The following is an 8,130-nucleotide window of genomic DNA, read 5'->3' as shown; positions in this document are numbered from 1 at the left end:
AAGGCCGCAGAACGATCGGTCGAAGCCACTTGGCGACGCATCGGATCCCTCCTCGACAGCTTCCCGCCACACGAGTGCGCCAACTACCTCAGAAACTCAGGCTATGCTTCAATCTAAATGCAATCGAGTCTAGCGGATCAGCTCGACCTCGACGCCGATCGATGCCGCGAGCCCGGCCCAGGCGCGATCGCCGGTGAGCACCGGCACGCCCTTCACGCGGGCCAATGCCAGACAGGCACGGTCGCCCAGCGATAGGCCTGCGTGGCGGGTGAGGGCCCGCAGACGGCCGGATTCGAGCGCATGGGCTTGATCGAAAGCGATCACGGTCAGTTCCAGACTGGCAAGATACTGTTCGGCCTCGTCCGGCAACAGGCCGCCATCGATTAGGCGAGATGCGACTTCGGCGAGATTGACACTGCTGATGATTGCGCCCGGCAGCGTGCGCTCGACAATTTGCTGTCCCGGCTCTTCGAGCATCGCAGCCAGCAGGGCAGACGAATCGATTACCAATTGCCTGTAGCTCACTCGCCACGCTCTTCGCGGGCGGCTTCTGCGCGGCGAAAGGCGATGAAGTCGTCGATCTCGTCCACGCCGGGCCGTTTGAACGGGCGCATCTTTTCCTGCAAGCGCCGCAAGGCCTGCATCTGCGTGGACAGGCGCACCTCGCCGTCGGCATCAATCGAGACCAGCACCTTGTCGCCCTTTTTCAGGTCGAGTGCGGCTCGCACTTCGGCAGGGATGACGATACGGCCGCCATCAAGCATTGTGGCCGTCAGACGCTTTGGCGGGAGGGCGTTCATTGGGTGATTCCGATGTCCAACGCAACCCAGTCACCATAGGGCATTTTTGATACCGAAGCCATAGAATGGCCATGCTGTCCTACACGAGTGGCATCTGTCATGCTTCACGACGCCAACGGTACCGCACAATTATTGGCACTTGTAGTGCCGGAAAAGCGCGAAAAGGGGAACCTTCGTAACCTTGTACATTACAATCGCGCGGCTTGGCGGGGCGTTCGCGCTGTGCGAACCTCGGATTCGGGAGGACTCGGCCAATGACGACGCCGCTGAAAGGCATTCACCACAGCGCTTATCGCTGCCGCGACGCCGAGCAGACGCGGGCCTTTTACGAGGACGTGCTCGGCCTGCCGCTGGCGGCCGTGGTGCAGGAGGAGAAGGAACCGGGTTCGGGCCTGCCCAACCCGTTCGTGCATCTGTTTTTCCGGCTCCCTGACGGCAATTTCATCGCCTTCTTCGATGCGCCGAACAGCGTGAAGGACGGTGATTTTGCCTTGGCTCACGGCTTTGATCGCCATGTCGCGTTCGAGGCCGAGGATGAGGCGAAACTGCTGGCCTGGCGTGACCAGTTGAACGCTGCCGGCGTGCCCTGTTTCGGGCCGATCGATCATGGTTTCGTGAAATCGGTCTATTTCGCCGATCCCAACGGCCTGCCGCTGGAAATCACCACGCGGGTGGCGGCGCACGACGCCATCCTGGCCGAGGACGCCAGGACCGCCCACGCCACCATTGCCGCGTGGACGGCCCGCAAGGCCACGCAAGCTGCATGAGTTTTCAGCGCATCCCCCTGCTGATCGCCTTTCGCGAAGCCGTCGGTCTGCGCGACACTTATGGCGGCATCGACGGCGTGGTGGCTTGCCAAGCGCATCACCTGAAGCCCGAGACGCCGTCGGACACGATCCTGGTGTTCATGCACCCGATGGGCATCATGCATTATCTGCCGCTGCCCGGTGCGCTGGCCGCCGCCGGCTGCCATGTGCTCACTGCGGTGTCGCGCTATCCCAACAACGACAGTGCGCTGATCATGGAGAAAGTGGCGATCGATCTCGGCCGCTGGGTGGCGCACTGCCGGGAGGTGCTGGGGTATCGCAAGGTCGTGCTCGCCGGCTGGTCCGGCGGCGGCAGCCTGGCGTTGTTCTACCAGGCCGAAGCGGCTGCTCCCCGGGTCACGCAGACGCCGGCCGGGGATGCGATTTCGCTGCACCTGCCGCCCGCCGATGGCGTGATGCTGCTGGCGGCGCATGTCAGCCGCGCCCAGACGCTCACCGAATGGTTGGACCCGTCGGTGCTCGATGAGAACGATCCCACACGGCGTGATCCGGCCTGGAATCTCTATGATCCGGCGTGCCCACAACCGCCCTACAGCGCGGATTTCCTGGCTGAATATTCCGCCCGGCAGGTGCAACGATCGAACCGCATCACGCACTGGGCGCTGAACACCCTTGCCAATCTGAAGGCGCGGGAAGGCCCCCATGCCGAACGCGCTTTCGTGGTCCATGGCACCATGGCCGCGCCATGCTGGCTCGATCCCGCCGTCGATCCCAATGATCGCTTGGCCGGCCGCTGCTATCTGGGGGACCCGCGGCTGATCAACGACAGTCCCGGCGGGCTGGCGCGTTTCACCACGCTGCGGTCATGGTTGTCACAATGGAGCCTGGACAGCCACGCCTGCGCGCTGAAGGCTGGCCCGCGCATCACGGTGCCGGTGCTGGTGGTCGGCAACACGGCTGATGACGCCTGCACCCCCAGCCACACGCGCCGCCTGTATGACAGCGTGCCGAACGCCGCGTCGCGCGAACGCCATGATGTGCAGGGCGCCACCCATTATTACGCCTTCCAGCCTGATCATCTGAAAACCGCCGCCGGCATCGTCACCGATTGGCTGGGCCGGCAGGGCCTGGTGTGACGATCAGGCCGGCGCGCCGCCATCGTAAATCAAGGAAATCAAGGATTTTCCAACGTCGTCCATCGGCGCCACGCTGATCTGCAGTCCCGGATCCTCGCCGGCACCGCTGCGGTTCATGGTCAACATGCGCGCTTCGCCCATCGCCGCCTCGCTCGACACGGTCATGCCGGCAGCCTTGCCCTTGTCACGATAGAAGGCGATGATATCCGCTATCTTGGCATCGGTGAGCATGGTCACCATGCCCTTGGCCTCGCCTTCGTTACCGGTAATCGCGCTCTGGATGGTGGCGCCCGGATAGATGGGCGCGAAATCCGGCAGATTGGCCGGCGGCGCAATGCCATTGTCGTCACTGCCGCCCACTCGCACGGTCGCCGTCTCACCACCCTCGCCGATGGTGATGCTGTTGCCCTCGGCCGCATTCTTGTCACCGCCGCACGCCGCCACCAGCAGCCCTGTCGTGACCAACACCATCATCTGTTTCATGCGCCACCCTCCAGCCGAATCCACCTCATGGTGAGCCGGCGGCGACGCGGCGGCAAGAGGTTACAGGAAGCGCGCCACCACATCGCGATAGCTGCGTGACACTTTCACTTGCGTGCCGCTGCCCAGCACCAGGAAACATTCGCCATTGGTGTGCGGCTTCACGCTCTTGATATTATCGAGATTGACGATGGTGGAGCGGTGGATGCGCTGGAATTTCTTGGGGTCCAGCCGCTTTTCCAGATCCTTCATCGTCTCGCGCAGCACCAACGTCTGATCGGCGGTGTAGATGCACATATAATCGCCGGCGGCATCAATGCGCTCGATATCGCCGACCTCGACCCGGAAAATCTGGCCGCGATCCTTGATGTTGATCACCTTTTCGAACCGGCTGGCCGCCGGCGCATCGGACAGATCATCGGGCAAGGCTTCGGGCGCGACTTCGGAGAGGATTTCCTTCAACCGCTCGGCGCCCTGCGCACCCTGCTTCTCGGCCAGGCGCTGGCGCACCCGCTCGACGGTGGCGGCCAGCCGCTCTTCCTCGACCGGCTTCAGCAGATAATCCACCGCCTGCGCGTCAAAGGCCTTCAGCGCATGCTGCATGAAGGCAGTGACAAACACGAACAGCGGCGGCTCGATGTCGGACAGGCCGGACACTACTGAAAACCCGTCGAAGCCCGGCATCTGGATATCCAGAAACACCAGGTCCGGCTTGTGGGTGCGGATAGCGCGGATCGCCTCGCGGCCGTTGGCGCAGCGCTCGACGATCTCGATATCGTCGAACGCCTGCAGTCTCAGCTCCAGGCCCTGAATGGCCAGAGGCTCATCATCAACCAATATTGCACGGATCACCATGGCATCACCCTTGGGAGGCAAGTTGCGGCGCTGCAACAAGATTTGCGGCAGACTGTGGCACGGCGTCGGTCTGATACGGAATGTCGATCAGCACGATCAGCCCCTGGGGGTCATTGTCCGCCAATTCGAAGCGATGGTCGAGGCCATAGCTTTGCGCCAGCCGCTCGCGGATATTGGCCAGCCCGACCCCGGTGCCGCCGGACTCCGCCGGCGTGGCGGCCAGGCCCGGGCCCGTATCGGCAATCGTGATCACCAGCCGATCGGCCATGCGCCGCGCGTCCACCACGATGTCGGCGCCGTCTTCGGAAGGGGTGACGGCATATTTGATGGCATTTTCCACAATCGGCTGCAGCAGCAGCGACGGCAGCCGCGCCTCCATCACATCGGGCGCCACATCGAACCGGGTGCGCAAGCGCGCTTCGAACCGGGTCCGCTCGATGTCGAGATAGAGTTTCAGCGCTTCGGCCTCCTGTGCAACCGTGGCGAGGCCTTCGCGTTCCCCGACCAGGCTGTAGCGCAGGAAGCTGGCCAGTCGCGACAGCATGGCGTTGGCGCGGTCGGTCTGTTTCAGCAGCACCAATGTCGATATGCTGTTCAGCGTGTTGAACAGGAAGTGCGGATTCAACTGATAACGCAGCATCGCCAATTGGGCACTATTGGCCTGGGCCGCCATGTTCAGCATCCGCTCCGACTGATCGGCAAGCAGCAGATAGTAGTTGATCCCGTAATACAGCCCGGTCCAGGCGCCGAGCACCGAGAAATCCAGCAGGATCGCGCCGAGAAACTGGATGCCCTTGGGCTGCCAGCCGGGTTGATAGAAGGTCGCGTGCGCCCACACCTCCAGTACCGAAAACAGCGCGGCGGCCGTCATCAGCAGCATGGCGGTCAATGTCCAGGTCCAGATCGGCTTCATCGCGATCAGCCGGCGATAGGCGGCGGCCAACAAGAGCGTGATTGAAAAACCGGTGGCGGTGACGATGACGGCGGGCAGCACGAAGGCCAGCCCCATCGAATTGGCGAGCCCCGACAGCGCGCGCAGCATCAGATAGGCCGTCCAGCCGCCGCCCTGCAAAATCCAGAAGGCACGGTTCTTGTCGGTGAAAAAGCCGATGCGGACGCGGGGGTCGACCATCGGCGGGACCATAACGGCTCGGGCGTGAAAGGCCAAATGGCGGTTTCCAGACGCCAGCATGGCGCACGCTGGCCAGCCGGGCGGCACACGGCTAGGCTGGCGCGCATGGGTCTTTCCACTGCACAACTGAAATCCAGTCTGGATGCGCTGGCCGCCAGCCACGGCAGCATCGCAGAGGCATTGGCCAGCCACGGCTATCCGGCGCCGCGCATCCGCCAGCGCGGGGCCAGCACCATGATGAACGCCATCGTCTCGCAACAGGTGAGCACCAAGGCAGCGGCCAGCGTCTGGACGCGGCTGGAAACGGCCTGCGGCGGCGATATGGACGATATGGCAGCCGTGGCGGCCACCCCGGTCGAAACGCTGCGCTCCGCCGGCCTGTCAGGGCAGAAGGCCAGCTATGTCCACGCGCTCGCCGCCGCTGTCGCAGGTGGCCATGTCGATTTCGCCGCCCTGCCCAGCGATGACGAGGCGGCAATCACCCTCCTGTCCTCCATCAAGGGCATCGGGCGCTGGTCGGCCGAAATCTATCTGCTGTTTGCCGAAGGTCGGCCCGACATTTTTCCGGCCGGCGATCTGGCCATGCAAATCCAGCTCGGCCGCTTGCTCGGCGAAGACAGCCGCCCGACCGAAAAGCGTGCGCGCAGCCTGGCCGAGCCGATGCGCCCGCACCGCGGCGCGCTGTCGATCATGCTCTGGCACAATTATAACATAGTGGCGCTGTGATGCGGATTACCGATGTCTCGTCGCCGGCCAACCCGGTGCTGAAATCCTTGAAAACGCTGGCCGACAAGCGTGGCCGGCGTGAGGCCGGGCAATTCCTCGCCGAAGGCCTGCGCGTTTGCACCGAAGCACTGGCCGCCGGCCAGGTGCCGACCACGCTGGTCTTCACCTTCGAGGCGGAGCGCCACCCGCTCACCCAGGCGTTGATCACCGCTGCTGGCGCCGCGAACGCCACCATCCTGCGCACCACGCCCGATCTGATGCAGCGGTTGACCGGCAAGGACAATGCGCAAGGCGTGGCCGCCGCCTATCCGATCCCGGACACGTCGCTGGCCCGCCTCGACCGCAGCGCATCGAATCTGTGGCTGGTCGCGGAAAATCTGAAGGACCCCGGCAATTTCGGCACGATGTTGCGCACCTGCGATGCCACCGGCGCCGGCGGCGTGATCCTGCTTGATCAGTCGTGCGATCCGTTCAGCGTGGAGGCGGTGCGCGCCAGCATGGGCGCGCTGTTCAGCCGGCAAGTGGCGCGCGCCACCGGCGCGGAGTTCTTCACCTGGTTGCGGCAAAGCCCTGCGCAACTGGTCGGCGCCGCGCTCGCCGGGCGCACTGTCGATTACCGCGCGCACGCCTATGCCCCGCCCTGTTTCCTGTTCATGGGCAACGAACAATCCGGCCTGCCGCCAGACTATGCCGCGCAGTGCGACGCCCTGGTCAAGCTGCCGATGCACGGCACCGCGGACAGCCTGAACGTCGCGGTGTGTGCCGGGGTGCTGCTTTATCATGCGCTTGATCGCTTGAATGGTTGACGCTGGCCGGCAGACAGGCCCACACTACTGAAAAATAGGGAGTTTCCGATCATGCGTGCCATCATCTTCGCGGCGTTAGCGCTGCTTGCCACCACGGCCCATGCGGCCGGCATCACGGCGCTGGTCGGCGGCCGGCTGATCGATGGGCAGGGCGGCCCGCCGCTGGCCAACAGCGTGATCCTGGTGGACGGGGAGCGGATCACCGCCATCGGCACGGTGGCGACGCTGCCGGTGCCGGCTGGCGCCACGGTCGTCTCCACTGAAGGCATGGATGTGCTGCCGGGCCTGTGGGACATGCATGTCCACCTGATGCTCAACGGCCATTCCGAATATTCGCACTGGCACAAGGCCTATCGCGAACGCTTCGGGCCGGAAATCATGCCGGCCAGCGCCGCGCAGCTGCTGCTCGCCGGCGTCACCAGCGCCCGCGATCTGGGGGGGCCACTGGAAGAATCCATCGCAATCCGCGAGAATGTGAAGGCGGGGCGGCTGCCGGGCCCGCGGCTCTATGTGTCGGGGCCGTTCCTGCAGAAAAAACCCTATCCGGGCACCGATTTCTACCGCTGGGGCGTGAAGGATGCCGAGGATGCCCGTGCCAAGGTGCGGACGCTGAAGGCGGCCGGCGTCGATATCATCAAGGTGGTGGACCAGGACGAAATGGGCGAAGCCACGGCGCGCGCGCTGGTCGATGAAGCCCACAAATTGGGCCTGAAGGTCGTCGGTCACAGCCATCTGCCCGACGAAATCCGGCTGGGCCTGAAGATCGGCATGGACAATTTCGAGCATACCGGGCTGGGCGCGGCGCCGCGTTACCCGGATGATGTGATGCTGGCCATCGAAGCCCGCGCCGCCGAAGGCCGGGTGCGCGGCAGCCCGCTCTATTGGACGCCGACCATCAGCGGGCTGTACAACAACGCCAATCTGCTGACCAATCCCGAAAAGCTGGACGATCCCTGCTGGACGCGGGGGCTGAAGCCGGACACGGTCGCCGACATCAAGGCGTCGCTGCGCGATGTCGCAGCGCTGGAATACAACCAGCTCACGCCGCGCCGCAAACCGACGCTGGACACCAAATTCAAGCAGTTGCGCCAATCTGGCGCCATCCTGCTGATTGGTACCGACAGCGGCATCCCGACCGCTTTCCAATGCCAGACCACCTGGAACGAACTGGACGTGTGGGTGAACAATCTGGGCGTGCCGCCGATGGAGGCGATCCAGGCCGCGACCTATTGGCCGGCCAAGTTCATGGGCGTGGAGAAGGACAGCGGCACCATCGCGGTGGGCAAATATGCCGATATCATCACCGTGCGCGGCGACGTGCTGCACACCATCGCGCTGCTGCAGAACCCGGCCCATGTCATGAAGGGCGGCACGCTCTACAAGCGCGATGGCGTGGTGGACGAGGCGAAGCTCGCCCCGCGTTAGGGG

The 8,130-nt window shown here is 64.3% G+C and carries 10 protein-coding genes and 1 pseudogene; 6 read left to right on the top strand and 5 right to left on the bottom strand.

What is annotated here, in order from left to right:
* A pseudogene (locus ACTIEZ_RS13565) lies at positions 1 to 117 on the top strand (IS630 family transposase); the annotation flags it as partial.
* Positions 118 to 129: 12 nt separating this feature from the next.
* On the opposite strand, the gene ACTIEZ_RS13560 reads toward ACTIEZ_RS13565, so the two are convergent.
* Together ACTIEZ_RS13560 and ACTIEZ_RS13555 are read right to left on the bottom strand one after the other, a co-directional pair.
* On the bottom strand, positions 130 to 525 hold the full coding sequence (locus ACTIEZ_RS13560; RefSeq protein ID WP_439547219.1) for a type II toxin-antitoxin system VapC family toxin: 396 nt from the start codon (positions 523 to 525) through the stop codon (positions 130 to 132).
* Positions 522 to 764, bottom strand: a complete 243-nt coding sequence (locus ACTIEZ_RS13555; protein WP_439547218.1) for an AbrB/MazE/SpoVT family DNA-binding domain-containing protein — start codon at positions 762 to 764, stop codon at positions 522 to 524. The genes ACTIEZ_RS13560 and ACTIEZ_RS13555 overlap by 4 nt, the downstream gene beginning before the upstream one ends.
* A 290-nt stretch (positions 765 to 1,054) precedes the next feature.
* Here ACTIEZ_RS13555 and ACTIEZ_RS13550 point away from each other — a divergent pair, with 290 nt between their 5' ends.
* Positions 1,055 to 1,567, top strand: coding sequence for a VOC family protein (locus tag ACTIEZ_RS13550; RefSeq protein ID WP_439547217.1), 513 nt, complete (start codon positions 1,055 to 1,057; stop codon positions 1,565 to 1,567).
* A complete protein-coding gene (locus tag ACTIEZ_RS13545; RefSeq protein WP_439547216.1) occupies positions 1,564 to 2,703 on the top strand; it encodes an alpha/beta hydrolase in 1,140 nt (379 codons plus the stop codon). The genes ACTIEZ_RS13550 and ACTIEZ_RS13545 overlap by 4 nt, the downstream gene beginning before the upstream one ends.
* Before the next feature lie 3 nt (positions 2,704 to 2,706).
* Here the strand turns inward: ACTIEZ_RS13545 and ACTIEZ_RS13540 are convergent, their stop codons facing one another.
* Genes ACTIEZ_RS13540 through ACTIEZ_RS13530 form a run of 3 tightly spaced genes read right to left on the bottom strand, consistent with a single transcriptional unit; the run spans position 2,707 to position 5,170 of the window.
* A complete protein-coding gene (locus tag ACTIEZ_RS13540) occupies positions 2,707 to 3,186 on the bottom strand; it encodes a hypothetical protein (protein WP_439547215.1) in 480 nt (159 codons plus the stop codon).
* Between the two features lie 60 nt (positions 3,187 to 3,246).
* Positions 3,247 to 4,038: a LytR/AlgR family response regulator transcription factor gene (locus ACTIEZ_RS13535; protein WP_439547214.1), complete on the bottom strand. Its 792-nt coding sequence runs from the start codon at positions 4,036 to 4,038 to the stop codon at positions 3,247 to 3,249.
* A 4-nt stretch (positions 4,039 to 4,042) separates the two neighbouring features.
* Positions 4,043 to 5,170, bottom strand: a complete 1,128-nt coding sequence (locus ACTIEZ_RS13530; RefSeq protein WP_439547213.1) for a sensor histidine kinase — start codon at positions 5,168 to 5,170, stop codon at positions 4,043 to 4,045.
* A 105-nt stretch (positions 5,171 to 5,275) separates the two neighbouring features.
* On the opposite strand from ACTIEZ_RS13530, the gene ACTIEZ_RS13525 reads away from it, so the two are divergent.
* Genes ACTIEZ_RS13525 through ACTIEZ_RS13515 form a run of 3 tightly spaced genes read left to right on the top strand, consistent with a single transcriptional unit; the run spans position 5,276 to position 8,127 of the window.
* Positions 5,276 to 5,896 (top strand): DNA-3-methyladenine glycosylase family protein, encoded by a 621-nt coding sequence (locus tag ACTIEZ_RS13525; protein ID WP_439547212.1) that lies wholly within the window; start codon positions 5,276 to 5,278, stop codon positions 5,894 to 5,896.
* Positions 5,896 to 6,702: a TrmH family RNA methyltransferase gene (locus ACTIEZ_RS13520; RefSeq protein ID WP_439547211.1), complete on the top strand. Its 807-nt coding sequence runs from the start codon at positions 5,896 to 5,898 to the stop codon at positions 6,700 to 6,702. The genes ACTIEZ_RS13525 and ACTIEZ_RS13520 overlap by 1 nt, the downstream gene beginning before the upstream one ends.
* A gap of 51 nt (positions 6,703 to 6,753) precedes the next feature.
* Positions 6,754 to 8,127 (top strand): amidohydrolase family protein, encoded by a 1,374-nt coding sequence (locus tag ACTIEZ_RS13515; RefSeq protein WP_439547210.1) that lies wholly within the window; start codon positions 6,754 to 6,756, stop codon positions 8,125 to 8,127.
* Positions 8,128 to 8,130: the final 3 nt, after the last annotated feature.

Origin of the sequence: Sandarakinorhabdus sp. (assembly GCF_051860625.1) — a bacterium.
Lineage (GTDB): Bacteria > Pseudomonadota > Alphaproteobacteria > Sphingomonadales > Sphingomonadaceae > Sandarakinorhabdus.
Note: the sequence above shows the minus strand (reverse complement) of the source record. Positions and strands in the feature narration are given on the sequence as shown.